This window comes from Mesoterricola sp. JemC181, assembly GCF_055384585.1.
In genome coordinates this window covers 3538550-3564153 of sequence record NZ_AP045076.1, presented here as the reverse complement: position 1 = coordinate 3564153, position 25604 = coordinate 3538550, and the positions used below count along the sequence as shown (strand labels likewise).

Annotated in this window: 28 protein-coding genes, 1 tRNA gene and 1 riboswitch; of the genes, 13 read left to right on the top strand and 16 right to left on the bottom strand. The window is 66.0% G+C overall.

Annotated features, from left to right (window positions below; genetic code table 11):
• Window positions 1–175: 175 nt before the first annotated feature.
• From ACZ5MC_RS15765 to ACZ5MC_RS15720, 10 genes are all read right to left on the bottom strand, one after another.
• The gene (locus ACZ5MC_RS15765) at window positions 176–574 is read right to left on the bottom strand and encodes a DoxX family membrane protein (RefSeq protein ID WP_306601435.1); all 399 of its coding nucleotides are present in this window, start codon (window positions 572–574) and stop codon (window positions 176–178) included.
• 26 nt (window positions 575–600) lie between these two features.
• Entirely contained in the window at window positions 601–1365 is a 765-nt protein-coding gene (locus ACZ5MC_RS15760; protein ID WP_306601434.1) for a LytR/AlgR family response regulator transcription factor, read from the bottom strand.
• Entirely contained in the window at window positions 1362–2420 is a 1059-nt protein-coding gene (locus ACZ5MC_RS15755; RefSeq protein WP_306601433.1) for a sensor histidine kinase, read from the bottom strand. The genes ACZ5MC_RS15760 and ACZ5MC_RS15755 overlap by 4 nt, the downstream gene beginning before the upstream one ends.
• 1 nt (window position 2421) lies before the next feature.
• Window positions 2422–3144, bottom strand: a complete 723-nt coding sequence (locus ACZ5MC_RS15750; RefSeq protein WP_306601432.1) for a LiaF transmembrane domain-containing protein — start codon at window positions 3142–3144, stop codon at window positions 2422–2424.
• Between the two features lie 29 nt (window positions 3145–3173).
• The gene (locus tag ACZ5MC_RS15745) at window positions 3174–3299 is read right to left on the bottom strand and encodes a hypothetical protein (protein WP_306601431.1); all 126 of its coding nucleotides are present in this window, start codon (window positions 3297–3299) and stop codon (window positions 3174–3176) included.
• A gap of 361 nt (window positions 3300–3660) precedes the next feature.
• Window positions 3661–4275: a YigZ family protein gene (locus ACZ5MC_RS15740; RefSeq protein ID WP_306601430.1), complete on the bottom strand. Its 615-nt coding sequence runs from the start codon at window positions 4273–4275 to the stop codon at window positions 3661–3663.
• A 48-nt stretch (window positions 4276–4323) separates the two neighbouring features.
• On the bottom strand, window positions 4324–5769 hold the full coding sequence (locus ACZ5MC_RS15735; RefSeq protein WP_306601429.1) for a NapC/NirT family cytochrome c: 1446 nt from the start codon (window positions 5767–5769) through the stop codon (window positions 4324–4326).
• 57 nt (window positions 5770–5826) lie between these two features.
• A complete protein-coding gene (locus tag ACZ5MC_RS15730; RefSeq protein ID WP_306601428.1) occupies window positions 5827–6483 on the bottom strand; it encodes a protein kinase family protein in 657 nt (218 codons plus the stop codon).
• A 13-nt stretch (window positions 6484–6496) separates the two neighbouring features.
• Complete coding sequence (aat, locus tag ACZ5MC_RS15725; protein ID WP_464516234.1) at window positions 6497–7186, bottom strand: leucyl/phenylalanyl-tRNA--protein transferase; 690 nt, start codon at window positions 7184–7186, stop codon at window positions 6497–6499.
• A 13-nt stretch (window positions 7187–7199) separates the two neighbouring features.
• Window positions 7200–9290, bottom strand: coding sequence for a SpoIID/LytB domain-containing protein (locus ACZ5MC_RS15720; protein ID WP_306601425.1), 2091 nt, complete (start codon window positions 9288–9290; stop codon window positions 7200–7202).
• Window positions 9291–9516: 226 nt separating this feature from the next.
• Between ACZ5MC_RS15720 and ACZ5MC_RS15715 the strand changes: the two genes are divergently transcribed.
• Window positions 9517–9759, top strand: a complete 243-nt coding sequence (locus ACZ5MC_RS15715; RefSeq protein WP_306601424.1) for a hypothetical protein — start codon at window positions 9517–9519, stop codon at window positions 9757–9759.
• A 268-nt stretch (window positions 9760–10027) separates the two neighbouring features.
• On the opposite strand, the gene ACZ5MC_RS15710 is transcribed toward ACZ5MC_RS15715, so the two are convergent.
• Window positions 10028–11638: an aldehyde dehydrogenase family protein gene (locus ACZ5MC_RS15710; RefSeq protein ID WP_306601423.1), complete on the bottom strand. Its 1611-nt coding sequence runs from the start codon at window positions 11636–11638 to the stop codon at window positions 10028–10030.
• A gap of 131 nt (window positions 11639–11769) precedes the next feature.
• Between ACZ5MC_RS15710 and ACZ5MC_RS15705 the strand changes: the two genes are divergently transcribed.
• From ACZ5MC_RS15705 to ACZ5MC_RS15690, 4 genes are read left to right on the top strand one after another with little or no spacing between them, the layout of a single operon-like run.
• Entirely contained in the window at window positions 11770–13008 is a 1239-nt protein-coding gene (locus ACZ5MC_RS15705) for an NAD(P)/FAD-dependent oxidoreductase (RefSeq protein ID WP_306601422.1), read from the top strand.
• 27 nt (window positions 13009–13035) lie between these two features.
• Window positions 13036–13797, top strand: coding sequence for a site-2 protease family protein (locus ACZ5MC_RS15700; protein WP_306601421.1), 762 nt, complete (start codon window positions 13036–13038; stop codon window positions 13795–13797).
• Between the two features lie 18 nt (window positions 13798–13815).
• Window positions 13816–14931 (top strand): tryptophan--tRNA ligase, encoded by a 1116-nt coding sequence (gene trpS / locus ACZ5MC_RS15695; protein ID WP_306601420.1) that lies wholly within the window; start codon window positions 13816–13818, stop codon window positions 14929–14931.
• 59 nt (window positions 14932–14990) lie between these two features.
• Entirely contained in the window at window positions 14991–15911 is a 921-nt protein-coding gene (locus ACZ5MC_RS15690; RefSeq protein WP_306601419.1) for a DUF1186 domain-containing protein, read from the top strand.
• Here the strand turns inward: ACZ5MC_RS15690 and ACZ5MC_RS15685 are convergent.
• Window positions 15908–16633 carry a metallophosphoesterase family protein gene (locus ACZ5MC_RS15685; protein ID WP_306601418.1) on the bottom strand — a complete coding sequence of 242 codons (726 nt, stop codon included), beginning with the start codon at window positions 16631–16633 and terminating at the stop codon, window positions 15908–15910. The genes ACZ5MC_RS15690 and ACZ5MC_RS15685 overlap by 4 nt on opposite strands.
• A 130-nt stretch (window positions 16634–16763) precedes the next feature.
• On the opposite strand from ACZ5MC_RS15685, the gene ACZ5MC_RS15680 reads away from it, so the two are divergent.
• From ACZ5MC_RS15680 to ACZ5MC_RS15645, 8 genes are all read left to right on the top strand, one after another.
• Window positions 16764–16840 (top strand) — tRNA-Lys (locus tag ACZ5MC_RS15680).
• A gap of 445 nt (window positions 16841–17285) precedes the next feature.
• The gene (locus ACZ5MC_RS15675) at window positions 17286–17546 is read left to right on the top strand and encodes a helix-turn-helix domain-containing protein (protein ID WP_464516233.1); all 261 of its coding nucleotides are present in this window, start codon (window positions 17286–17288) and stop codon (window positions 17544–17546) included.
• Window positions 17547–17699: 153 nt separating this feature from the next.
• Window positions 17700–18668 carry a hypothetical protein gene (locus ACZ5MC_RS15670; protein WP_464516232.1) on the top strand — a complete coding sequence of 323 codons (969 nt, stop codon included), beginning with the start codon at window positions 17700–17702 and terminating at the stop codon, window positions 18666–18668.
• Window positions 18665–20161 (top strand): DEAD/DEAH box helicase, encoded by a 1497-nt coding sequence (locus ACZ5MC_RS15665; RefSeq protein ID WP_464516231.1) that lies wholly within the window; start codon window positions 18665–18667, stop codon window positions 20159–20161. The genes ACZ5MC_RS15670 and ACZ5MC_RS15665 overlap by 4 nt, the downstream gene beginning before the upstream one ends.
• On the top strand, window positions 20158–21096 hold the full coding sequence (locus tag ACZ5MC_RS15660) for a DUF7146 domain-containing protein (protein WP_464516230.1): 939 nt from the start codon (window positions 20158–20160) through the stop codon (window positions 21094–21096). Before ACZ5MC_RS15665 ends, ACZ5MC_RS15660 begins: the two co-directional genes overlap by 4 nt.
• The gene (locus tag ACZ5MC_RS15655; RefSeq protein ID WP_464516229.1) at window positions 21096–21629 is read left to right on the top strand and encodes a hypothetical protein; all 534 of its coding nucleotides are present in this window, start codon (window positions 21096–21098) and stop codon (window positions 21627–21629) included. The genes ACZ5MC_RS15660 and ACZ5MC_RS15655 overlap by 1 nt, the downstream gene beginning before the upstream one ends.
• The gene (locus ACZ5MC_RS15650; RefSeq protein WP_464516228.1) at window positions 21619–21768 is read left to right on the top strand and encodes a hypothetical protein; all 150 of its coding nucleotides are present in this window, start codon (window positions 21619–21621) and stop codon (window positions 21766–21768) included. Before ACZ5MC_RS15655 ends, ACZ5MC_RS15650 begins: the two co-directional genes overlap by 11 nt.
• Before the next feature lie 85 nt (window positions 21769–21853).
• The gene (locus ACZ5MC_RS15645; RefSeq protein ID WP_464516227.1) at window positions 21854–22147 is read left to right on the top strand and encodes a hypothetical protein; all 294 of its coding nucleotides are present in this window, start codon (window positions 21854–21856) and stop codon (window positions 22145–22147) included.
• A gap of 36 nt (window positions 22148–22183) precedes the next feature.
• On the opposite strand, the gene ACZ5MC_RS15640 is transcribed toward ACZ5MC_RS15645, so the two are convergent.
• From ACZ5MC_RS15640 to ACZ5MC_RS15625, 4 genes are all read right to left on the bottom strand, one after another.
• Complete coding sequence (locus ACZ5MC_RS15640) at window positions 22184–22474, bottom strand: hypothetical protein (RefSeq protein ID WP_464516226.1); 291 nt, start codon at window positions 22472–22474, stop codon at window positions 22184–22186.
• A gap of 695 nt (window positions 22475–23169) precedes the next feature.
• Window positions 23170–23328: a hypothetical protein gene (locus ACZ5MC_RS15635; RefSeq protein WP_464516225.1), complete on the bottom strand. Its 159-nt coding sequence runs from the start codon at window positions 23326–23328 to the stop codon at window positions 23170–23172.
• 89 nt (window positions 23329–23417) lie between these two features.
• The gene (locus ACZ5MC_RS15630) at window positions 23418–23588 is read right to left on the bottom strand and encodes a hypothetical protein (RefSeq protein ID WP_464516224.1); all 171 of its coding nucleotides are present in this window, start codon (window positions 23586–23588) and stop codon (window positions 23418–23420) included.
• Window positions 23589–24214: 626 nt separating this feature from the next.
• Window positions 24215–24859 carry an integrase arm-type DNA-binding domain-containing protein gene (locus tag ACZ5MC_RS15625; protein WP_464516223.1) on the bottom strand — a complete coding sequence of 215 codons (645 nt, stop codon included), beginning with the start codon at window positions 24857–24859 and terminating at the stop codon, window positions 24215–24217.
• A 102-nt stretch (window positions 24860–24961) separates the two neighbouring features.
• Window positions 24962–25072, bottom strand: a riboswitch (SAM-I-IV-variant riboswitch).
• Between the last annotated feature and the right edge of the window lie 532 nt (window positions 25073–25604).

Genomic DNA, 25604 nt, shown 5'->3' with positions numbered 1-25604 from the left:
GATCAGGAGGGTGGTCAACCCCAGAGCCTGATCCCTTCGGCGATCCTCGGCTCCTCGGCGCCTCGGCGACAAGCATTTCCCCACAGCCTTCGAACGGATGGGATTCTGCAAACCCGAAGATCCTCTTGCGCCTTTCGCCGCGTTGGAACGGATTGCCACATTTATTTCTGGCGGCCTACCCGAACAGCGTCCGGAAGGCCGCGCGACGGGTCCAGGCCATGTAGAGCTCCAGGACCAACGCCACCATCCCGGGCCCGATGCCGGAGGGCAGCAGGAAGACGTGGAAGCAGATGATGTTCACGATCACCGGCGCCAGCAGCGTAAGGGCCAGGGGCACGAACCGGCCGAGGAGAAGCAGGACCCCGGCCACCACCTGGGTTCCCGCGACGAGCTGGAGCAGATAGCCGGTCTTCATCATCGCCCCCGCGAAGGCGGCGGCCCCTTCCGGCATGGGCGCCGTGGGCCTGGGGAGGAAGTCGAGGAAGCCGTTCAGGCCGGTGACCGTAAAGAGCAGGCCAAGTACCAAACGAGCTGCAATGGGTGCGGCCTGGGAGAGGAATCGAGGAAGAGTCATTTGGGCCTCCCTTCCTTGGATGCCGGTCAGACGCTTCCTTTCTCCAGCATCGTCTTCAGCCGAGCGTACCCGCTCTTGCTCACCGGCAGGCGGGTCCCGTCGTGCAGCACGGCCACCCAGCTCTCCGACGGCGTCTGCTCCAGGCGGGCCAGGCGGTCCAGCTGGATGATGAAGCTCCGGTGGATGCGCAGGAAGCGGTTGGGGTCCAGGCGGGTCTCCAGGCTGGAGATGGTCTGCTGCTTGAGGTGGCTCTTCTCGGGGGTCTTCAGGAGCACGTAGTCGTCCTGGGCCTGCACGTAGTCCAGCTTGGCCAGCGGGATGAGGGTCACCTTGGTGCCGTCCTTGACCACGAGGCGGTCCAGGGGCCAGTCGCTGCGGGCGGCGTCGGAGAGCTCCGCGGGCTGGGGTCCGGCGGGGGCGCCCTGGTCGCATCTCGCCTTGGCGCGCACCAGGGCCTCCTCGAACCGCTCGGCGTCGAAGGGCTTGAGGAGGTAGTCCACGGCGTGGACCTCGAAGGCCTTCAGGGCGTGCTGGTCGTAGGCGGTGATGAACACGACCGTGGGCTGGGGGTCCAGCAGCTCCAGGACCTCGAAGCCGTTGAGCTTGGGCATCTGGATGTCCAGGAACAGGAGGTCGGGCTTGTGCTCCGTGGCGGCCTTGACCGCCTCGAAGCCGTTGGCGCAGCTGGCGACGACCTTGATCTCGGGATGGACGCCCAGGTGCTCGGCGACGATGGCCCGGGCCAGGTCCTCGTCGTCCACGACGATGGCGGTGTAGGTTCTCTCGTTCATGGCTTGACCTCGCTTGGAAAGACCATCCGGACCCGGTGGACCCCGTCCGACGTGCCCGCCTCGAACCGCATGCGGTCCCCGAACCGCATCTGGAGCCGGCTCCGCACCTGCCTGAGCCCGAGGCCCAGGCCGGGCACGACCGGGGTGTCCGCATCCACGGGGTTCTCCACCAGGAGCTCGAGCACGTTGCCCTCCCGGCGGGAGGCCACGCGCACCACGCCGCCCTCGGTGAGGCCGGCGATGCCGTGCTTGATGGCGTTCTCCACCAGGGGCTGCAGGAGGAGGGCGGGGATCGGCTCGCCCAGGGTGGACGGGTCGATCTCCCACTGGACCTGGAGCCGGCTGCCGAACCGGATCTGCTCGATGGAGAGGTAGGCCTTGAGCAGGTCCACCTCCTCCGACAGGGAGACCAGGCGCTTCTCCCCCAGGCGCAGGCTGCCGCGCAGGAAGTCCGAGAGGAGGATGCACATGGCGCGCGCCCTGGGAGGGTCGATGGTGGTGAGGGCGCTGATGGAGTTGAGGCTGTTGAACAGGAAGTGGGGGTTGAGCTGGGCCCTGAGGGCGCGGAGCTCGGCGTCCTGGGCCAGGATGCGGAACTCCGCCTCCCGGGCCTCGGAGAGCTTGCCCAGGTCCACGGCGTCCAGGAGGTAGTGGAGGGTGAGCGTGGCCAGGTAGAGCACCACGCCGATGCCCAGCAGGGTGGGCAGGGCCGCCTGGGCCCGGTGGTAGAGCCCGGCCAGGGGCGTCAGCTTGTCCAGGCACCAGGCCAGGGCCACGCCCGCCCAGGCCCAGAGGGCGGCCATGATCACGGCCGCCAGGATCCACGCGGTCCAGTGGCTTCCCAGGCGCGTGGACCGCAGCGGCAGGGCGCGGCACAGGTACCAGGAGGACAGGAACAGGAACGCCCCCCCCGCGCACATGGGCACCCCGAGCACCAGGGCCTCCGCGAGGCGCCAGCCCTGGCTCATGGCCACGAAGGTCAGGAGCGCCACGATGGGGACCCACCCCAGGAGGTAGGTCCCCAAGCGGGCGCGGCTGCTGGTGATGGGGTTCACGTCAGTTCATTACGGTGAGGCCGCCGAACAGGACCAGGCCCGTGACGACCAGGTGGACCCGGGGGGCGTCCCCTTCGGCCGAGGGCATGTGGAGGGTCTTGTCCTCGAAGCCGCCCAGCATCGCCGTGCCCTTCATGGACACCGCCCAGTGCTGCGGGATCTTGATCTCGCCGCCGCCGAAGAGCACGAAGACGTCCACCCGCACCTGGTTGCCCTCGACGGTGGCCTGGCGCAGGTCCAGCTCGAACCCGCCGAAGATCGCCGTGAGCTCCCCGCCCTTGAAGTCCTGGTGCGTGACCCGGCGCTTGTTCCCGCCGAAGATGGCCGTGGAGGAGATGAAGCTGTCGTGCGCCGCCAGGTCGGGGGGGACGCCGCGGTTCTTGCGCAGGGCCTTGGTGACCAGGAAGACGCCCACGGCGACGATGAACAGGGGCCCCATGGCGTTGGCGAGGCTGTCGCTGCCGAAGTTGTGGATCAGGATGAAGCCGCCGGCGAGGATGAAGAGGTAGCCCGAGATCCCCTTTTCCGCGGAGCCGCGGCTCAGCTTGCCGATGCCCACGATGATCAGGATCACCGGCCAGAGGTTCAGGAAGAAGTGCTCGTGGTCGCGGACGAACGGCAGGTTGTCCAGGGCCGCGAGGATGCCGAAGACGATGATGGCGATGCCGATCCACAGGCGGGTGGAGTGGGGCTGCGGTGCGGGGGTCTCGTTCATCGTTTGCATGGATCTCTCCAGTAAAGCCTAGCAGATCGTCAGGAGCGGCCACTTTTCTGTGCGCTGTTCATGGGGATGAGGGCGACCAGGGTCGGGGTGAGCAGCGCGGAGAACCACCAGAGGGCCACGGGGCAGCAGTCGATCACGCCCTGTATGAATTCCATGGTTCCAACCTCCCTGCATCCAGGCTACGGAACGCAGGGGCCCGGGGGAGGGGCCATTCGGCGAACGCCGGAGCAGGATCGGCGAACGGCCCTTAGAGGGTGTCTGCTAAAAGGAAGGCCCCGCGATGATGGCACCGGCCATGGCAGGACAAGGACCGCGAGGAGAGCGATTCGGGTAATCGGTCGACGAGTGGAACGCTGGACTGCCGTGGCCGCTGCCATCACCCGAAGGGCGGCGCCCAGAGGCCCGCTTCTCGTGTGCAAGACCCTTGAAAGTATGACTTATACTTCCTGCGGGCCTTGCGCTCGATAATCGGGCCTCTGGACGCCGTCGCGGGGCCTTCCTTTTAGCAGACACCCTCTAATCCCAGTCCACGCGGCCGCCGCGGCTGCGTTCCAGCCAGAGCGCGGCCAGGGCCGCCTCCCGGGCCCCGTCGGCCGTCAGGGGCAGGCGGAACCGCAGGACGGCCTCCTCCCCGCGGAAGTCCTGGCCCAGGATCTCCGCCTCCGGGAAGGCCCCCAGCACGGAGAAGGGCAGGTGGGCCTGGCCGGGTCCCGCGGTGATCGAGCCCTGGCGCCAGGCCCTCACGGTCTCCAGGAGGCCCTGTTCCCGGGCCAGGGCGACGGCGCCCTGGACGCCCTCCGTGTAGGCCCTCACCAGGCCTCCCGTGCCCAGCTTCGTGCCTCCGAACCACCGGATGCACACGGCCAGGACGTCCACCAGGCCCTCGCCCTCCAGGACCCGGAGCATGGGCGGCCCGGCGGTGCCCGAGGGCTCCCCGTCGTCGTCCGAGCCCTGGGCCCCGCCCAGCTCCCGCCAGGCCGCGCAGTGGTGGTTGGCGTCGAAGTCCCGCTTGCGCAGGCGCGCCAGGATGGCCTCCCGGGCCGCGGCGTCGCCGGCGGGGTGGAGCTCGGTCAGGAAGACCGAGGCCTTCTCCCTGAACTTGTGGACGGCGGGTGCGACGGGGCGCTGCATGTCTTCCAGGATGCCAAAAAAAGCTCCCGTTTCCGGGAGCTCTTTTGCCTACTTCGTGCCGAGGTCCTGGAGGATCTTCGGGTTGGGGTCGTCCTGGGCCAGGATGGTGTGGCAGGTGTCGCAGTCGCCGGCGATGGTCCTGCCGTCCTTGCTGACGTGGCTGCCGTCGTGGCAGCGGAAGCACCCGCCGTCCTGGTGGCCGATGTGGTTGGGGTGGGTGCCCCAGGTCAGCTTCATCTCGGGCGAGACGTTGCGCAGGTAGGCGTCCTTGACGGCCACGGCCGCGGCCTCGATCAGCGCCTTCTTCTCCTTGTACACCTCGGGGTAGTTGGACTGGTAGAAGTCGACCAGGGCCTTGGGGATCCGGGCGGTGGCGTCGTTCTGGTCCCTGTACTCGACCTTGAGGACCTCCACGCCCTTCTTGTGGATGAAGGGGATGTCGCGGCTGACCAGGCCCTCCTGGATGCGGCGGTCCATGGCCCACTCGGGGCTCTCGAAGGCGTGGGTGGGCCGGTTGTGGCAGTCCACGCAGTCCATGCCCCGCTGGGGGAGCTTGGCGAGCTGCTCGGGGGTGAGCTTGGTGTCCGTGGAGACGTACTCGACCGACTGGCCCTTGTCGTCGCGGTAGATGACCCGGGGGATCACCTGGCGCCGCTCGTCGCCCGCGGAGTAGGTGATGCGCTCGGAGGTGTCGATGTGCCGCCCGTGGATGCCGGTGTTGGCCTCGCCGCTGCGGCCGCCGATCTTGAGCATGAGGACGGTGATGGCCGGCGTGTTGGCGATGTCGTCGCCGTAGTGGGTCTTCACCAGGATCTTGTTGCCGTGGAACTTCTGCGGCCAGTGGCAGGATTCGCAGGTCTCCTTGGCGGGGCGCAGGCTCTCGACGGGGCTGGGGATGGGCCGGTGGTAGTTGTTGAAGACGACCCCGAACAGCTGGCGCACGCCGGCGAGCTTGGCCCTCATGAAGGAGTCCGCGCCGGGGCCGATGTGGCACTGGGCGCAGCCCACCCGGGAGTGCGGCGAGTCCACGAAGGCCCGGTATTCCATGATCATGGGCGTGTGGCAGGTGAGGCCGCAGAACTTGCTGGAATCCATGTACTCCACGCCCCGCACCGTCGCCACGCCCAGGAGGGCGATGTTGAGGACGGTGGCCACGGCCACCACGGTCAGGACGTGGCGGATGTGCCGGGTGGTGAGGTCGACCTTGGGCATGACCTCCGGCGCCTCGCCCGCCTTGGCCATCTTCTTGTATTTGAGCCACATGCCAAAGGGGATGAGGACCAGGCCCACCAGGAACAGCAGGGGCAGCAGCACGAAGAGCAGGATGCCCACGTAGGGCAGCGCCGAGTGCGGGCTGGCCAGCTCCCGGAACCAGGACCACAGCAGCGTGAAGCCCGTGGCCGTGGTGAGGATGCCCGCGCAGATGCTCACCCAGTTGTCGCCGTAGAAGAAGGCGTGCCTGAACCACACCGTGAGCCGATCTCTCCAATCCATGGTCAAACTCCTATTCGGACAAGAATATCCGATATTGAACCTGTTGGGAACGAGGCATTAGATCACAAATTCGGGGGGAGCGCCGAGCTTGCGCAGACTTCGGGACAGGCGTTCGCGGTAGCGTCCGGCCAGGTCGGCGCCGGGCAGCCACCGGGCCTTGTCCCAGTCCAGGGCCAGGACCTGGCCGTCCGGCAGCACCTGGAAATTGGTGGCGTTGAGGTCCGGGGCATAGAGGCCCCAGGCGCACAGGGCCCCGAGGAGGGCCCGCACCTGGGGCAGGGCGGCCTCGTCCCAGGTCCGGGGCCACGGCGCGCCCCCGGCGAAGCGGGTGAGGAAGGCCCCCTCGCAGCCCCAGAGCCGGGGCCGGAAGGCCCACCCCAGCGGCTCGACGGTGGGGAAGCCGGCTTCCCACAGGGCCCGGTGGATCCGGTACTCCCGCTCGAAGCGCTCCGGCCCGGGGTAGATCGACGCGTTCATGTGGCGGACGAGGCCGCCCCGGCGGTAGGGGCGGATCACGGCGTCCCCGCACCGGTAGACGCCGCCACGCCCGAAGGACCCGCCCAGGGGCTCCGGGGCGCCTGCCAACTCCAGGCCGGGCGCCGCCGCCAGGGTCCACAGGCCCTCCCGGCCCGGCAGGGCCGCGGGCCGGGCCTCGGGGACCGGACCCGGTTCCCTGGGCGCGAAAGGCCAGGCGGATGGAAGGGGCGGATGCATGCCCCCCATTAGATCATCCTTCGGAGGTCCACGGCCCCCGCCGCGTGGGAACCCGCAGGGCCTGGGCCAGGAGCGCCAGGAAGGCGTCCCGGTCCACCACCCGCGCGCCCAGGTCCTCCAGGTTGGCGTTGGGCACCTGGCCGTCGATGAGGTGGAAGCCCCAGCCCCAGGCCAGGCGGCACAGGGCGGCGAAGGCCGCCCGGGAGGCGTAGCTCTCCAGGCTGAACATGCTCTCCCCGAAGAAGGCCGCCCCCAGGGACACGCCGTAGAGGCCGCCGCACAGCTCCCCGCCGCGCCAGGCCTCGATGCTGTGGGCGTAGCCCTCGCGGTGCAGGGCGAGGTAGCCCGCCCGGATCTCCCGGGTGATCCAGGTGCCGCCCTGGCCGGGGCGCTCCACCCGGGCGCAGTGCTCCACGACTTCCGCGAACCGGGTGTCGACGCGCACCTCGAAGGGGTTCCGGGCCAGGGCGCGGCGGGTGCTGCGGGAGAGGTGCTCGTCGCCGGGGAGGAGGATGGCGCGCCTGGGGGGGGACCACCAGAGGATGGGGGAGCCCTCGCTGTACCAGGGGAACACGCCCAGGCGGTAGGCGCCCAGGAGCCGGGGCACCGAGAGGTCCCCGCCCACCGCCAGCAGGCCCTCGGCATCCGGGAACCGGGGGTCGGGGAAGGCCGGGGAGGGGCCGAGGCTGTAGACGGGGCTCATGGGAGGGCCGTCCTCATTCACCGATGGGCGTGATCTGGATCCCCTGGTAGTAGTGCTTCAGGATGCCGTCGAAGGTGGCCCCCTCCAGCGCCATGCCGTAGGCCCCGGTCTGGTCCATGCCGACCCCGTGGCCCCAGCCGCGGCCGTAGATCACCCAGCGGCGGGTGGGCGCTTCGCCCACGGTCGTCATGCGGAAGACGTTGTCCTTGAGGCCCAGGAGGTTCCGGATGTGCATGCCCCGGAAGCGGTGGGGGCGGTTCTGGCCGTCGCGCACGACCATGTCCGTGACCCGGCCCTGGGGGTTGTGGGTGAGCTCGAAGCCGCGAACCGCCTTGATGCCGGCGCGGGTGCGCAGCCGGTCCAGGAGGTCGGCCTCCTTGATCTCCACCTTCCAGTGGGCGGTGGGATTGTAGCGGTCCAGGGCCGTGCCGTCGGGGTCCAGGCGGCGCACCAGGAGGGGCGAACCGCCCGGGACGGGGGTCCACCGCACGCGGTCGCCCACCTGCACCGCGCTCTCGGCCACGAGGCGCAGGCTCCCGCCGGGGGCCTCCTCCGCCACCAGGATGGCGGGGGCCAGGGGCAGGGGGCCGGGGCCGCCGTTCTTCACGCGCACCTGCCCGTCGCGCAGCAGGGTGCCCTCCAGGAATTCCGCGGGCTCCAGCTCCTGCCAGAGGCGCCCCAGCACCTGGAGGGCCTGGCCCAGGGTGGGGGCGGTGCGCCAGAGCGCCGGCGGCGCGATGCCGCGGCGCGCCAGGAAGGAGGCCAGGGGCTGGTCCGCGGCGCCGGGGACCGCATCGCCCAGGAAGTAGCGGGCGTCCTCGGGGCGTTCCTGGCCGTCCACCACGTCCGCGAAGCCCAGGGATCGCGCCAGCCACAGCAGGATGTTCCGCTCCGGGGCCACGGGGGCCCGGCCCAGCCTCGACGCCAGGGCGGCCACGGTGGCCCGCAGGTCGTCCACCCGCGCGGGCTGGGTCATCCGGGCGGTGTCCAGGAAGGCCGAAGGCACCAGCCCCGCGGCGCAGAGGCGCAGCAGTTCCGTGGTGAGCCACGGCGTGTCGCCGGCCACCTCCAGGGCGCCCTTGAAGGTGATCGTCTGGGGCGCGGCCGCGTAGTTGGAGACGCCCTTGAGGTAGGGGCTGCCGTCCCCGAAGACGAAGGTGTTGTCGATGGTGGCCCCGCCCGAGTCGGCCATGAAGAGGGCCTGGATGGGCCTTCCGCCGTAGGTGGCGATGAGGCCGGCGGTCTCGGCCACGGCCCGGTCCGTGAGGGCCTGCTCGCCGTCGCGGCCCCCGTAGACCTGGTCCGCCACGGTGTCCAGGAGGTCGAAACCGTCCTTGGCGCGCTTGCCCAGGTTCACGAACGCGTAGGTGCGCGCCGCCACCGCCTGGGCCTTGAGGGCCTCCAGGGCCGGGTACTCCCAGGCCCCCATCTCCCGGGGCACCACGCCCCGCAGGTAGGTCTCCAGGTCGAGGGTGTTGACCACGGAGAGCCGCCCCTGGGCGTTGGGGAAGATCCGCATGGCGCCGCGGTAGCGGCCCTTGCCCACGATCGTGGTGAGCTCCCTGGCGGGCGCCAGCAGGACGCCCGCGTTGGGCAGGGCCAGGCGCTCGTAGCGCTCGGTGACCGCGTAGAGGGCCCGCGCCTTCCTGGGCGCGCCCTTGCGCTTCTCCGTGGACACCCACAGCTCGTCGTAGCCCTGGGCGGCCAGCTTCTCGAGGATGGGTTCGGCCTCCCTGGCGCTCTCGAAGCGGCCCGTGAGCACGCGCCAGGTGCCGCCGTCGGGCACCTCCACCCGGTCGGGACGCTCGCCCAGGGTGGCCAGCTTCTTCATGACGGCCGTGGCGTCGGCCAGGTTCATGGCGGTGCCCACCTGCACCCGGTACTCGTCGGTGGGATCGGCCTCGCCGCGGCTGTCCCACCAGATCCTCAGCTTCTCGCCCTCGGCCACCTTGAGGATGCGCCGGCCCTCCAGGCTGCGCACCTCGCCGCCGCCTTCCAGGCTGACGATCCACTCCAGGGCCTGGGTGTCCAGCCCCACGCGGATCTGGGGAGCCGCCGCAAGAACGGGCACGGCGAGACAGAGCAGGGCGGGGAGGGATCGCATGGCTCCAGCTTAACGCATGGAACATGAATGATGGGTTCATTGAATGGAGATGCGGCCTGTCCGGTTCATCGGGTGTCCTGGCGACTTCAGCTTGAAAAAATTTCAATAATGGGGAGTTGACATGAATTAGTAGTTAATTAAATTCATAACCGAGACCCGCTCCAGGACCCTTCCCCCGCCCGCACCGCCTCATCCCACCCCGCCGCTTCCTTCCAGGAGGTCCGCCATGCCCATGCCCCGCGCCCTGAAACGTCTCGAGTCCGCCCGGCTCCCGTGGTTCCAGTTCAGGGACCCTGGCCGCTGGCGCCTGGGCCGCGACCGGCACCGGCGGCGCCTCCTCTGGGCCGTGGACTTCCAGAAGGCCTGTCCGGCGCTCTGGCGCCACGGCACGGCGGCGGAGGAGGCCCGCGCCCAGGCCCGCACCGCGGCCAAGGCGGCGGCGAGAAGGCCCCGGCGCTTCCAGAACTAGGAGCCTGTCTACGTAATAGGAGGCCCCGCGATGATGGCACCGGGGCTAGCAAATCAAGGAAGGCGAGGAAAGCCTCAGCGGGACTGCGGTTGACGAGCCTGACGCAGAGTTGCTGGCCCCGCTGCCATCACCCGAAGGGCGGCGCCCGGAAGCGCGCTTATCGTGTGCAAGTCCCTTGAAGGATTGACCTAATCCTCCTGCGGGCCTTGCGCTCGATAATCACGCTTCTGGGCGCCGTCGCGGGGCCTCCTATTACGTAGACAGGCTCCTAGAGCTTCTCCCAGTGACTCGCCTCGTAGGTGTGCTTGATGGCGTAGTCGGTGTGGATCTGGGCCAGCTGCAGGTCCCCTGACGCGTCCTCGTTCACGGCGTGCCACCGGCAGTAGGCGTCCAGGGCCGAGGGGCCCGCCTCGCGGGTGCCGTTGCCGCTCCATCCCATGCCGCCGTAGGGCACGTGGACCTCGGTGCCGGTGGTGGAGTTGTTGATCGACGTCAGGCCCGCGCGGATCTCCCGCGCGAACCGCTGCGCCAGGGCGTGGTCGGCGGTGTAGATGGCGCTGCTCAGGCCGTAGGGCGTGGCGTTGGCCCACTCCAGGGCCTGGTCGAAGCTCTCCACCTGGCAGAGGTTCACGGTGGGGCCGAGGATCTCGGTCTGGAACAGCTTCATCTTCGGGGTGACGCCCTCCCACACGCAGGGCTGCATGAAGTGGCCCTTGGCGAGGGGGCCGTGCACCTTGGCCGTGCGGTTCTCCTCGGTCCACTTCGCGCCGCCGCAGAGCAGGGTCCCGCCCTCCTCGAGGCCGCCGTGCCAGTGGTCCTCGAAGGCCTTGGCGAAGCGGGCGTTGATCATGGGCCCGAAGAAGACGTCGGGGTTGCTGATGGGGTTGCCCAGCTCCAGGTCCGCCACCGCGGCCAGGAAGTCCTCCTTGAACCTGGCGTAGATGTCCTTGTGGATGATGATGTTGCCCACCGAGGTGCGGCGCTGGCCGGCGGTGCCGAAGGCGCCCCACAGGGCCCCGCGCACGGCGTTGGCCAGGTCGCAGTCGGGCATGACCACCATGGGGTTCTTGCCGCTGAGCTCCAGGCTGGGCACCGTCAGGTTGCGGCCCGCGGCCTCGGCGATGAGCCGGCCCACGGTGGTGCCGCCGGAGAAGCAGAACTTCTGGTAGAAGCCCTTGTCCAGGCCCGCCACCACGTGCTTGCCGCACCCCGTGCGCCCCTTGCCGTTCAGGATGTTCACCACCCCGGGGGGGAGGCCCGAGTCCATCATGCACCGCGCGAAGAGGTAGGCGATGGTGGGGGCGTCCTCGGAGGCCTTCCAGACGACCGTGTTCCCGCACAGGATGGCCGGGATGATCCGGGCCGCGGGGGTGGACAGGGGGAAGATCCCGCCGGCCATGACGGCCACCACGCCCAGGGGGCGCCGGTGGACGGTGATGGCGCGCTCGGGCAGCTCCGAGGGGATGACCTGGCCCAGCTGGCGCCGGCCCTCGCCCTGGAGGTAGTGACAGAGGTCGATGGTCTCCTGCACTTCGCCCCGGGCCTCGCGGATGGGCTTGCCCACCTCGCGGGTGATCACCGCGGCCAGCTTCTCCTTGTGGCGGGCCAGGGCCTCGCCGATGCGCCCGACCAGGGCGCCCCGCAGCGGCGCCGGCATGCGGCTCCAGGCCGGGAAGGCGGCGGCGGCGGCCTTGGCGGCCTTCTCCACGTCCCGTTCCCCGCACTCGGGGAAGATGCCGACCGTGTCCCGGGTGTCGATGGGGGACCTGGAATCGAAGGAGGGCAGGTCGCCCTCCACCTCGCGGCCGCCGATCCAGTTGAACCCGATGACCGTCCTTCCATGGCTCGACACTGAGGGGGGATTGTCCTTCAGGTACATTTCGGGCTCCGGGGTACGTTGAACGTCCCAGGATAGCCGGGAGGGGGGCCCTTTCACACGGGTTACTTGTGACCTGCGACCTTGGACGAAGGGGTGCCACTCCGGCCATACTCTCCTGTCCGGAGGGTAAGTTGCGTAGATTCGATGTGGTGGTCGTGGGCGCCGGGATCGGCGGGGGCTCGTTCGTGTACAACCTCCTGAAGCAGGGCTTCACGGGGTCGATCCTGGTGGTGGACCGGGGGGATGCCGTTTCCACGGGCGCTTCCGCGTATTCGGCGGGGGGTTTCCGCAACCTGTGGACCACCCCCATCAACCAGCAGCTCTGCACCCGCAGCATCGGGATCCTCAAGTCCTTCCAGGACGAGATGGGCGTGGGCATCGGGTTCCGCCAGAGCGGCTACCTCTTCACCTACTACCAGGACGCCTGGAGCCGCATCCCGGCCGCCGCCGAAATCTGGAAGGCCAACGGCGTGGACTTCGAGCTCTTCACCCCCGCCCAGGTGGAGGCCATGATCCCCGGCCTGCGCTGCTCGGTGGACGCCGTGGACCCCGACGTGCGCGAGTACCTCGAGATGGAGCCCATCGCCGGGGCCGTGTTCGGCAGGGACTGCGGGAGCTTCGACCCCAGCCAGGCCGCGGTGGGCTACTTCGAGCGGGCCCTCAAGGACCACCCGGGCAAGGCCCAGCTGGAGCTGCGCACCGAGGTGGAGGCCCTCACCTTCGACGCCGCGGGCAGGGCCACGGGCCTGCGCATCACGGGCCCCGGGGGCCAGGAGACGCTGGAGGCGGGCCTGGTGGCCCTGTGCTCGGGTCCCTGGACCAACGGCCTCCTGAAGCGGTCCGGGTGCCCCGATGAGGATCTCATGCCCATCGTGGCCCAGAAGCGCATGATGTTCCTCACCGACTTCCCCGACCAGGACCCGCGCTGGCAGGACATCCCCCTCACCATCATCGACCAGGGGATCTACTTCAAGTACGAGAGCGGGAACCTCCTCATCGGCAAGGCCAAGGCCGACACCCCCGACAGCCTGGACACCACCTTCGAGCCCGACTACTACGTGGAGGAGATCAACCTGGTCATGCAGGAGCGCATGCCCCCCACCGCCACCTGCAAGCTCAAGAGCGGCTGGGCCAGCCTCTACGACACCACCGGCCCCGACCACAACGCCATCCTGGGCTGGCACGCCAACCACCCCGGCCTGCTCCTGCAGGTGGGCTACAGCGGCCACGGCGCCATGGAGAGCCCCGCCGTGGGCATCGGCCTGGCCGAGCTGGTCATGACCGGGGGCTACCGCAGCATCGATCTCGCGCCCCTGCGGTGGAGCCGGTTCCGGGAAGGGGATCTGGTGAAGGAGACGATCGTCATCTGACGGTATGATGGGGGTCCTGGGGGACCCTTGTTCGACAACATCCACATCGCCACGATCCTCGTCTCGTACGTGGCCATCCTGTTCGCCCTGAGCGTCCACGAGGCCGCCCACGCCGCGGCGGCCTACTACCTCGAGGACGACACGGCCGCCCGGCTGGGCCGCATGACCCTGAACCCGCTGGCCCACATCGACCCGCTGGGGACCCTCATCCTGCCGCTGCTGGGCATGATCTCGGGCATCCGGGTGCTGGGCTGGGCCAAGCCGGTGCCGGTGAACCCGGGCCGGCTCACCCGGAAGTACCCCATGCGGGTGGGGTACGCCATGGTCGCCGCCGCCGGGCCCGCCTCCAACATGGTCCAGTCCCTGGTGTTCCTGGTGATCCTGGCGGTCCTGATCCGCGTGGTGGGGCCCGAGAACCCCTCCATCCGCCTGAACTGGTTCTTCGCCTCCATGCAGATTCCCGTGGAGCGGTTCATGCAGGTGCCCGGCATGGGCACCGGCACGGCGCTGGCCATCACGCTCCTGGGGCGCCTGGTCTGGATCAACATCGGCCTGGCCATCTTCAACCTGCTGCCCTTCGGGCCCCTGGACGGCGCGGGCATCCTGCGCGGCTTCCTCCCCCACCACACGCTGCCCACCTTCGACCGCATCCAGCCCACCATCACCATCGTCCTCCTGGTGTGCTTCCTGGTGCTGCCGGTGGTGATCACGACGATCCTCAGTCCCTTCTTCTACGTCGCGGACGTCCTGTACATCACCCCCCTGGCCCGGCTCCTGCTCGGAGCCTGAGCCCCCACCGGAGCCCGAATGGAAGAGAAATTCATCACCAACGCCGAAGACGTGGAGGGCGAGTCCGCCACCTTCCTGGAGGCCTCGAGGCGCAGCCAGGCCATCTGGGAGGACCTCCCGAAGCACCCCTCCAAGTACCGGGTCCTCACCGGCGAGCGCCCCACGGGGCCGCTCCACATCGGGCACCTCTTCGGCACCCTGGCCAACCGGGTGCGCATCCAGGAGCTGGGCGCCACCACCTTCATCGTCATCGCCGACTACCAGGTGCTCACGGACCGGGACAGCGCCGAGAACGTGGGCGCCAACGTCCGCGAAGTGATCCTGGACTACCTGGCCTCGGGCCTGGACCCCGAGAACGGCCGCACCTTCTTCTTCAGCCACAGCCACATCCCCGAGCTGAACCAGCTGCTGCTGCCCTTCATGAACCTGGTCACCACCGCCGAGCTGGACCGCAACCCCACCGTCAAGGAGGAGATCAAGGCCGCGGGCCTCAAGCAGGTGAACGCCCTCATGTACACCTACCCCATCCACCAGGCCGCCGACATCCTCTTCTGCAAGGGCAACGTCGTGCCCGTGGGCCGGGACCAGCTGCCCCACCTGGAGCTCACCCGCAAGATCGCGCGGCGCTTCAACGACCGCTTCGCCGCGGACGCGCCGGTCTTCCCCATTCCCGACGCCCTCCTCTCCGACATCCCCCTGGTGCTGGGCACCGACGGCCAGAAGATGAGCAAGAGCCGCGGCAACACCATCATGCTCAAGATGACCGCGGAAGAGACCGCCAAGGTGATCAAGGGCGCCAAGACCGACGCCGACCGCAACATCGCCTACGACCCCCAGAACCGCCCGGAGGTGGCCAACCTCCTGCGCCTGATCTCCATCTGCACCGGCGAGGCCCCCGAGTCCATCGCGGCGGGCATCGGCGACGGCGGGGGCGGGAAGCTCAAGGGCGCCCTCACCGAGGCCCTCAACGCCCACCTGGCGCCCATGCGCGAGCGGCGCGCCCGCTACGCCAAGGACCCCTCCTACGTGCAGGACGTGCTGCGCCGCGGCATCGCCCGGGCCCGGGAGGAGGGCATCGCCACCCTGAAGCAGGTGCGCAAGGGCATGAACATGGACCACGGGCTGGACGGCTAGGCCGGCCAAGGGATGCGCGCCGGATTCCCGCTACCATGGCAGGGACTGGAGCGCCTGCCATGACACCGTCGGACATCCTCGCCGAGCTTGAACTCCCCTACGACGGCCTCCCCGAGGCCGCGCTCCTGGAGGCCATGGACCAGCCCGCGGCCGTCATCCCCGGCCTCCTGACGATCCTGGAGGAGGCCGCCGCCGACCCCATGGACTACATGGACGCCGCGGGTTCCAACGCCCACCTCTACGCCCTCTACCTCCTCGCCCAGTTCCGGGAGCCCCGGGCCCTGGCCCCGCTCATGGCCATGCTCCGCCTGCCTGCCGAACAGCAGGACGCCCTCCTGGGCGACCTGCTCACGGAAGGCGTGCCCTCCCTCCTCGCGTCGCTGTGCCTGGGAGCCCCCGAGGTGCTGGAGGCCGCCGCCGGCGACGTGGACCTGGACCCCTACGTGCGCGGCGCAGCCATGGACGCCCTCCTGGTGCAGTCCTTCCAGGGGCACCTGCCCGAGGAACGGCTCATGCGGAGCTTCGACGCCCTTCTCAGCGCCTTCGAGGCCCGGGGCCCCGCCGAGGATCCCACCGCCTGGGCCTTCCTCGTCATCGCCCTGGAGACCGCGGGCTTCGCCCCCTTCCTCCCGCGCCTCCAGGACGCCTGCGCCCGGGGGCGGGTGGACCGGGAACTGGTGGACGAAGGCGAGCTGGAGGAGGCGCTCACGAAGCACAACGCCCACCAGCGCCGCCGCTTCCTGCTGACCCACCACCTGGTCGAGGACGCCCTGCTCTCCCTGGAGGAACTCCACTGGCCCGGCGACGGCAACGCATTCGAGGACGAGCCCGTGGAGGACCTGCCCACCTTCGCGCCCGAGGCCCTGCAGTCGATCATCGCCCGCCAGGGCTACCCGCGCGACGCCGCGACCCCCGCGCTCAACGCCCCGTGCCCCTGCGGCAGCGGGAAGAAATACAAGCGCTGCTGCGGGAAGCCCTAATACCCCGTCAGCAGGGCCCTCTCCCAGTCCGGGCGCCCCCGGAGCGCCGCCAGCCTCGCCATGGGCGCCGCGTCGTATTCCACCTTCAGCAGCCGCGCCTCCCAGACGTCCCCGGCCGGCTCCAGCAGCGCGTACCGCGCCTCCGGGCTCCCGTTGACCACCGAGTGGCGGTAGGGTTCGTCCACGTGGAAGGCCTGCAGCCCCACGCTGCCGGGGTTCACGATGAGCTGCCCCCGCGCCGTTCGCGCCACCCGCGGCGTGTGGGAATGCCCGCAGGCGATGACCGGGGCCGCGACGGAGCCCAGCCTCCCTTCCACCTCCTCCGCCGTCGCCGGCCGGATCCCGCCGCCGTCCACGGTCTCCAGGAAGTACACCAGGTCCGACGCCGGGGTCCCGTGGCAGAGGAACACCGCCTCCCCCAGCCGCCCGGTGCCCGGCAGGCTCCGCAGCCAGGCGAACTCGGCCTCGCCCAGCCTGCCGTGGGCATAGGCGTCGGACGCGCCCATCGCCCCCCCTTCGAGCACCTGCCGCTCGTGGTTCCCCGCCAGGTGCAGCCACCCCGTCCCCATGAGGAACCGCGCCGTCTCCAGCGGCAACAGCGGCCCCGAAACGGAGTCCCCCAGGTTCACCACCCGGTCCACCCCGCGTCCTTCCAGGTCCCGGACCACCGCCTCGAGGGCCGGCAGGTTCCCATGGATGTCAGAAACCAGAGCGACGCGCATGGAAAAAGCTTAGCGGGTCCCGCCCCCGGTTGCCTCCGGATCCTCGCCCGCCCGCACTGCCAGGGCGCTTTTCCCGTTTGAATTTTCCTTGCGTTCCGCACCATGGCGGGTAAACTAGAACTTCCGAGTCGGTTCCTTAGCTCAGCTGGTTAGAGCATCTGACTCTTAATCAGAGGGTCCAGGGTTCGAGTCCCTGAGGGACCACCAGTCGGAACAGCACTTAGGCCCACCCACAAGGTGGGCCTTACTGTTGTATGACACCCAGGTGACACCCCATTGCGAAATTTACGGTCTTGGTTGGGTGTGGAAATGGGTGGACGGTAGGCTCATTCCGGACCCCCCCCCTACGACCTCCTGTTGAGCGCCTACCGTTCCCAAGTGTCTCCGCGCCGGATATGGTTGCGGTTGCGGCGGAGGGATCCAACCCTTCTCGGGTGGGATGGACATATTCCGACCTTGTCATCGCCCTCGCCTTGTAGCGGTTCTTCCTGTTCACGTCGACCTTCTTCTCCTTGCTCAATGCCGGGAGCTGGTAACCGGTCTGGATTCAATTCTGTCACACGACTCCTGACGCATCTGGTGAAAATAAAAATACTTGGGGGCATTGACTGACGTACAGAAAAACACGGAACTGGACCGCAAGGAGGTACCAATGCACGTGGCTGAAACGGTCAAGAACGCCCTCGCAGAGGAACTGCAAGCGGAAATCAGGGAGCTGATGGCAGAAGCTTCTCGACGCACTCAACAGGTCAAGTTGCGCGTGAACGATGTGGTGGCCCAGTACGGCTTCGCTCGATCCACCGTCTACAACCTAATGAAGGACGGCACTCTGCCCTACACGCAAGTGCGTGGCATGAGGTTGATTGCGCGTGAGGACGCCGATGCCCTGGCCCCTTCGAGGAGGCAAGCCTGATGTGTGAGGCCCCTTGCGCCACGAACGCCCACAACCTGAGGCATGTCTATAGCCTTCGCTCATTCGTCAAGCGCCTAATTGTTCGCATGGCTTGCCATCGGCTGATCCCGACCTGGCTCCCCGATTTCCTGATCCAGCGAGGGGGGCTTGTCCATGACTGAAGTCAGCCTCTACCAGATCAAGCCGAAGGACTTGGAGACTAGGCCGCCCTTCTCCGACTTGTTCCCGGTCAACCAGGTCGCGGTGGAAACCCTGGCCGAGTCCATGCGGGCCGATGGCTTCCTTAAGGTATACCCCATCGCCGTCTGGAATGGAGTTGTGGTGGACGGCCACACCCGCCTTGCCGCCGCCATAAAGGCCAACCTCATTGAAGTGGAGTGTGCCCACCTGGCCTTCGAGAGCGAGGACGAAGCCTTGACCTTTGCCATAGAGGCCCAAGTCAACCGCCGAAACCTCTCCGATGCTGAACTCTTCCGATGTATCGAAACGTTGGATGTACGTAGGACCAGGGCAGAAGGTCAGCCGAGGGAAGTGGGAAGATTCCAACCGATTGCGCCAGATGGCGCACACGGTGCAGCCCGCACGAGCTCGGCAACCGCCGAATTGCTGGGTATCTCCCCTCGCAAGGTCGAGAGGACCCGTACTGTTCTGGATCATGCAGCTGACGAGGTGAAGCAGGCGGTGCTCGCAGGCGAAAAGACCATCAACGCTGCCTACAACGAGACCCAGGCAGAGCGGACTCCCAGGCCGAAACCCAAGCCGAAATCCAAGCACGACAGCCGTGACGAACGTATCGCCGACCTGGAGGTTGAGGTCGCCGAACTCAAGGAACGGTTGGCCGAGATGGCAGACCTCCTCCAAGGTGCCCAGGCCGACAACGAGAGCATGGCCAGGATTCTGGATGCCGATGATCTTCGAGCGGCATATCAGATGGAAGTCCACCGAGCGAGCGAACTGGCCCGGGTCACCCAGTCCCGGAACAACGGGCTAATGGATGAGAACGCCGAACTCACGCGGCGACTCAAGTCCGCCTTGCGCAAGATCCAGCTCCTCACTAAGGCGGGCGCTCCCCCTTCGACCGAGGAAGAGGAGATCATCACCACCTTCGAGGAGGTCATGTGAACCCCTTTGAAGGGACCTTTCCGCCTCTGCGGGACTTCCAGGCCAATGCCCATGAGGCCCTGCGGCAGGCGGCCCGCGAGGGCCAAAGGCGGATCATGGTCATGGCTCCCACCGGAGCCGGCAAAACCATCCTGGCCATGAACGTCATCAACGAGACCATGAAGAAGGGCCGCCGGGCTATCTTCGTCTGCGACCGGAAGACCCTCATCGCCCAAACCTCCAACGTGGCCAGGGACCTGGGCCTGGGGAACCACGGAATCATCCAGGCCAATAACCCTATGATGGACCTGTCCCGCAAATTCCAGATCGCCTCCTGCCAGACCCTTATGCGTCGCGGCTGGCCAGAAACCGACGTCCTGGTCATCGATGAGGCTCACACCCAGTACAAGACCTGGGTGGACTATGTGATGAGCCCGGAATGCACCGCCATGGTGATCGGTCTCAGCGCCACCCCCTTCTCCAAGGGGCTGGGCGGGATATTCACCAAGCTCATCAACGCCGCCACTCTCCACGACTTGACCAAGCAGGGGATCCTGGTCCCCATGCGGATCTTCTCCTGCCGCAAGCCGGACATGACCGGGGCGGAGACATCTGGCGGAGAATGGACGGACCGCGCTGCCGAGGAGCGCGAACTGGTCATCGTCGGAGATGTGATCTCCGAGTGGCAGCGCTTGGCGCGCGGGCTCAAGACCATCATCTTCGGCGCTACCATCCGCCACTGCACGGAGATGACCCGCCAATTCAATGAAGTTGGGATCGCCGCGGCTACCTTCTGCGCCGATACCCCGGACGAGGAGCGCGCCCAGCTCCTGGCGAACTTCTCTTGCGGGGCCCTCCAGGTTCTCGTCAGCGTGGAGGCCCTGGCCAAGGGTTTCGATCAGAAGGACGTCGCGTGCATCTGCGACTGTCGGCCCCTCCGCAAGAGCCTCTCCACCGCGATCCAGATGTGGGGACGCGGCCTCCGCTCCAGCCCGGAGACCGGCAAGGCTGAGTGCTTGCTGCTGGACTTTAGCGGCAACATCATTAGATTCGCCGATGACTATAGCCGGGTCTATTTCGAAGGCTTGGAAAAGCTGGACGCTGGCGAAAAGCTGGACCTTGAAATCAGGAAGGACAAGGAACGCGAACCCAGGGCCTGCCCGAAATGCGGATACACTCCCGTGGGCAGGCGTTGCGTGGGTTGTGGCTTCGAGTCAGTGCCCAAGTCCCTTGTGGAACACCTCCCCGGCGAAATGCATGAAATCAAACTGAACGGGAAGACGCTGGCACATGACCAGACGGACCTATACGCCCAGTTGGCGACCTACGTTAAAGCCAACACTGCCCCGGAGAAGCAGCGCAAGCGGGTTTGCGCCCTGTTCAAGGACATCACTGGCACCTGGCCTCCGCGGGAATTCCAGGTTGAAACCGCGCCGATCGTGAATCCCTCGCGGAACACTCTGAACAAGATCCGAAGCCTGAACATTGCCTTCGCGCATCGGAGGGTGTCATGAGGGATGAGAAAACGACGGATGCTGCCCGGGGATGCTGGAAGGAAATACTCACCTTGCTTGGCGTGGATCCCAGGTACCTTGAAGACAGGCACCAGGGTTGTCCCTTCTGCGGCGGGAAGGACCGGTATCGGTTCGACGACAAAAACGGGAGCGGCAGTTATTTCTGTTCCGGCTGCGGGGCAGGTAAGGGAATAGATTTCGTGATGAATCTTCGTTCCTGGGGATTCGCCAGGGCTGCTTGTGAAGTGGATTCCCTCCTCGGTCGCGTTCGTGCAGATGAATCGAAGCCGGAACGTTCGACGAAGGACAAGGCGAAGGCCCTACGTCGACTCCTGGAACACGCAGATCGTGTCGTTCCGGGTTCAGTCTCATGGGAATACTTGAACCAGCGTTGCGGCCATCCAGGCTGCATCCTGGGTGATCTACGCCACCATGCCGGGCTCAAACACAGTGTGAGTGGGCTGACCTTCCCTGCGCTATTGGCAATATTGCGCTATGCCAACGGGGTCGGTGCTAGTGTCCATCGAACATTTTTGAATCGGGACGGCACCAAGGCCCCGGTTGACCCCGTGCGCATGATGATGCCATCCCCTCTGCCCCTGGCTGGTTCGGCCATAAGGCTGGGGATGTGTGCGGAACGTCTTGGAATTGCCGAAGGTCTGGAAACTGCCATCTGTGCTGGGAAGTTGTTCAATCTGCCGGTCTGGTCTGCCATCAGCGCCAATACCCTCTTGGACTGGCAACCTCCGGAGGGTGTCCGGTCGGTAGTAATCTTCGGCGACAACGACCTTTCCATGACCGGCCAAGCTGCGGCATTCGACCTTGGGAAAAAGCTCCGCATCAAAGGCATCGACGTTGAAGTTCAGATTCCCCCTTCACCTGAATCCGACTGGGCGGACGTGTGGTCAACCCAACAACATCCAGGAGCAGTGTAATGGGCGGATATTCGAAACTCTTCTCTTCCATCGTTACCTCCTCGGTATGGTGCGAGGACAACGCTACCCGCATTGTATGGATAGCCATGCTCGCATCTTGTGATGCCCACGGCGTTGTCGATGGTTCGATCCCCGGATTTGCCAACCTAGCCCGAGTCACTCTCCCCGAGATGCGCCAAGCAATTGATCGACTTTCATCCACTGACCCTGACAGCCGCACTCCAGACAATGAGGGGCGGCGGATTGAAGCTTTCAACGGTGGCTGGAGGATCTTGAACTATGAGATTTACCGCAATCGGCTGCAAGAGAAGGCTGGGAGCAAGGCAAGAGCCATGCGGGAGTCCCGAGAGAGGAAAGGTAACGCGTTACCTTCAGGAGTAATGCGTTACTCGGATGGGCAACAAGTTACGATACCTGCTTCTGCTTCTGCTTCTGCCTACCAGGGGGAACCTATAACTGGAACACAGATAGCTGAACAGGAACTTGACTGGGCTGGTCCCATTCCGATGGAGGAGGACAGCGATGAAAATTGATCTGCAGGTTCCAGGAAAAGCAAAGCAGTTCAATGCGATTCAGGGCATTAAGGCTGGCCTGCCCTTCGTCCTTTCGTGCAAGAAGCGTAGTAGGGCATATTACATCGCCCTCAAGGTAGGCCTTGAGGTGATTTCATGAAGTTCTGCAAAACCCTGATTGAGCATGCAGGACCCGTCTTAAACAATCCACACTTGCCGGGGTGGACCGGCCTAAGGAGCTAATGATGGTCAGCAAAATAATGACTTCTACTGGCAAACGCCTCCCACCCAACGCTGGGAAGGGTCGGAAGAAGGGTGTTCCCAATCGAGTCACTGGCACCGTGAAGAAGGCCATCGAGGACGCCTTCATCGAACTTGGCGGCAAGGCATGGCTGGTCAAGCTGGGTGAGACCGACCCGCGCACATTTGCGACCTTGTTGAACAAGCTTGTGCCTGCAGACATCCACGCGGAGGAGAAGGGCAAGGTTATGACTCTTGAGGATCTCGTCTGCGGGACTACCGACGAACGGATTCGGTGATGTTTGAGTCGGTTTGGGCGGCAGGTCAGGTTGACTTCAGTTGAGGGTCAGGGTGCCAACGGCGATGGTGACCGGTAGGGCGGGCGGGCCCGACTTGCCCATGAGGTTGCCCATGCCGCTGTCCTTGAGATATACGCTTCCGGCGGAGGCCCCAGGCACCAGGGTGAGGGCGATCTTCGCGATGATTCCGCCCCCCAGGTTGGGTACGACGGCCCCAGTGGCGTGGCCTTTGCCTGCGACGATTCCCTGGAGCCGGGCTCCCGCCACCCAGCCTTGGGCGAATTGCAGGCCGATGTCCACTTGGTTGAAGCGGTCGCCGTTGGTCACCACTGGTGTCGTGACCCAAGCTACCTTGGTGGTGTCAGCATCGAAGGCGATCCGTAGCGACGTGGAGGGGGTAACTGCGCGGATGGCGTCGGCAATGGCAGACTGTGGGAGATGGCCACACTGATTCTTGACACTGAGGGTGAACCGGACCACTACCGAAGACTCAATCGATGAGAGTGGCCCAGGCTTTTCTTCCCCGGGTGGAAGTTGCGCCTGATCCATTGCGCAGTCGATGCCGGATTGAATTTGAAGTAGCCAAGAGGGCTGGCCTTCTCTTCTGGTGAGCCGCCTCCACGCCGCCCCAGGTGGGCTTCAAGCCTCAGGACCGCTTGGGCTGGGCTAGTGCTTTCTCGTGGACCTTCAAACCCATGCTGGAGTCAGCTGCAATATTGCATTCGGGCGATGCGGTTGTCCTGCTTGCCAGTCCAAGCCCGACCGGCTCCTGCCGAACCGGGCCATGACTTCCAGTTCTGAGGACCACGTGGGTTGGCCATGGTCTCCATAGAGGTGGTCTCCTCGGGTTTTGGGAGGTGCCCTCTCGGATGAGGGGTTGAAGGTCTGCGCCACTTGGCTTTTGGAGTGCGGCCCTGCATCACGACCTGTAACTGCACCGGGTTCGGAGTCGAGGCCTGCCCCTTTCCAAGCTTTTCGAAGGCTGAGCGGTGTCGAAGATCCAGGTTCATGGACGGGGGCACCTAGAATCCTAAGTTCTCCGCCATTTCCTTGAACTCATCTTCGGTAAGACCAGGGTGCGCCTTCATGCAGGCCTCCATCGCTTCCTGATTGCGATACTGCTTCGCCTCCTTCTGCTGGAAGGTGGGCGTCTCGCTGGGCTTCTCGAGATCCTTGGCCATGAATCTATCCATCCATATCATTCAATGCGGTGCCAAGTGGTTGCCTGTCGGGGCCACTTTGCCTTGGGAGAACGCCCTTGCATCGCGACTTAGAACTGAACCGGGTTCGGAACCGAGGCCTGCCCCTTCCCGAACCTCGCGGAGGCTGATTCCATGGCGCACAGCTGCTCCTGCAAATCCTTCACGATGGAGGCGTCCGGTCCATACTTCGCTGTCTGCCGCTCCAGCAGGCCGCGCAGAAATTCGATCTGTGAGGGCATTGATCCTCCCCTGGAACTCATGGTTGAAGATGACATCTGTGTCTTGCCCGGCATCTCCTCCAGCCAGGACTCGGCCTGCTTGGGGTTTACTGCCCCGTATTTCTTTGCTGTGCCGGAGGGGTCGGGGACGGTGCGTTCGACGGAGGAGTAGAAGGTTGGGGCTAACTGGAAGAGAGTCTGTCCGGTGGCATGGAGTTGTCGGATTTGCGCCTTCTAGATCTCCTTCTTCGGGATCTTGGCCTTGAGGTAGTCCAGGAGCCGTCCTGGGCATGCAGTAGGGTCCGCTGGCCCACCTCGCCTTCGGTTTTGGAAGGAGTCAGTAAGGGCTTGTTGCAGGCAGCCTTAGAATCCATGGAACCTCACCATCTCGTCATACTCCTCTGGTGTAAGACCAGGATGCACCCTCAGGCCGGTCTCCTTCGCATCCGATAACCATTTCTGAAACTGGTCGATTCTCCTGCTGCTGACCGCTGCCACATCGCCAGGTTTCCCTGTTGAATCATCTGTGGTCATTTGATATCCGTCTTTCGTATGGGGGCCTTGGCAGCCACTGTGGCGCGGGACTCGGGTTTGTACGGAGGGATGAACCGTTTCAAACATTCCTTCGGTCCGAGTTTGTCTTTCAGCTACTCAATGCCCTTGATGACCTCGCATGGGTTCGGGCCAGGGCCACGCCATTCGATAGTCTGCGCGAAGTTGAGGAGCCTACCCAGGGTACGGACGCAGTTTATGGCGGTGGGGACAAGGGTCTTCTCTTCGGTGCCCTTCTCGCAAATCGTGCGGTAGAGGTCCTTCACCTGCTCGAGCTTGATGTCGTTGACGAGCCGGGTGCCGATGGCGGGGAGTATGTGCCGGGTCATCCAGCTGGTGAAGTCGGCCTTCGCCTTCTTCGTGCGGGAGGTGTATTCCAGGTCGAGGACGAACTTCTCGTAAAGGTCCTGGATGGACTTGGGGCTGCGCTCTTTGCGGACGATGGAGCGAATGTCCTTGCCTTCACGGAACAGCTTGCGGAGCCGCTGGGCCTCGTATCGGGCAGCGTCCAGGCTCATCACCTCGAGTTCGTCGCCCTTCTTCGGCTTGCAATACTGGCCGAGGTTGACCCAGGTCTGCTTCTTGTCCCGGGTCCCAACGTAGTAGAAGCTCTTGAACCCGGCGGGGGTGATCAGCAGGCAGAGACCAGGGACCTGCCGATCCCACAGCTTCTGGCTCTTGCCGTTGCCCTTGGCCCGGTCGCAGAACGTGGGGGTGAGGCTGAACTCTGAACGCTTCATGGTTAGTCCCTCCCAGTAGCGGAAATGACCAAAATTTCAACAGTGGTTGCCTCGTGAAGTGGCATTCCACTGGAGAAGGCCAAGCTCGGCACGTAAGCACTCATCGCGTCCTCCATTTCAGGTTGATTCCTGCGCATGGGACCTTGTGGTCCTGGGCACCGTGCCATCTTGGTCGGTTGCCGCGCCCACGATGGGCGACTCCTCATGCAACCCTCATCATACACTTTTCTTGGAAAGCAAGGGAATCTCGGTTTCGTCGATGTTAAGTAATTAGCAGTTCCCAGCCTTCATTGGAGCTGTCTCCCACGCAGTCCATGGGGTCCTCCAGTCCAAGGAGGGGTTGGGCCTCTGAAATGAGGCACTGAGCGGGTCAAGATCCCCATCCTGGGCGAAGTTGCAGGAGATGCCCATGGCGTTGGGGACGAGGCCTGGGGACCCCCCGCGTCCAAGAGAACGTGGCCCTCGCCCCGGGCCTAATGCCGCTCCGGCCTGGCTCTCCGCTTTCCGATCCACTGACCAAGTCCGGTGGTGGCGTAAGCCCAGCGCCGCCCTGCTCCAGGGGCTCCGTAAGACCGTACACGACACGAAGATCCCCGCGCCGGTGTTCGGGCGCCCGTGGATGACCTTCTTTATTGCATCGATGTTATGGGGTTTCAAAAGGCTGGCCTCATTGATCCGCGAGTCCGTGGCATAGCTCTGGGGGAAGACCATGCCGTATTTGGCGGTCGTGAACCCATCCGGGAGC